Raw genomic sequence first — 530 nt, forward strand, 5'->3', positions numbered from 1 at the left:
GAGGAAACTCAAGAGAAGAAAAGAAGGTGTCTATTATTGTTTTCACATCTGTTCCATATTCTTTTGTAAATTCAAGCAATTTACTTGGGTTCAGATAGTCAAAAATCTTTTTTGTATATCCGCCTGAGAGTAACTCCATAAGTCTTTCATGAATATTCGTATTCTGAAGAGCTCTTCCACTGATCTTAACCTTATCAAGTGCAAATTCTCCATTTTCAATTTTCAGAAGCCAAACTTCTCCATATAGGTTCCTAAGAGCAGAATCCTTAGAAACCGTCTCGGTTTTCTCCCTTTCTTTTAACTGATCAATCTGCTCAACTGTTAAATTAAGAGATTTTTTCTTGTTCTTGACCCTTTCTATAGCTATTAAATACCTGATAGCTCTGCGAAGGGGTTCTATTTGATCTCTTTCAGGAATGACCAAAGCAATTCCATTTTTATAAATTCTCGGTCTATCTCCATATTGAGTTAAAAGTTCTATTCCAAGTCTTTCTTGTTCGCTTTGACTTTTATATGCAAAATCAAGAGGT

1 protein-coding gene is annotated in these 530 nt (G+C 34.3%); it reads right to left on the reverse strand.

All coding sequences use genetic code 11. The features are described 5' to 3' along the window. The coding region (locus ABDH49_09360; GenBank protein ID MEN3047145.1) for a hypothetical protein at nucleotides 1-530 on the reverse strand (530 nt) is incomplete at both ends.

The organism is Candidatus Hydrothermales bacterium (assembly GCA_039630235.1).
Lineage (GTDB): Bacteria > Hydrothermota > Hydrothermia > Hydrothermales > JAJRUZ01 > JBCNVI01.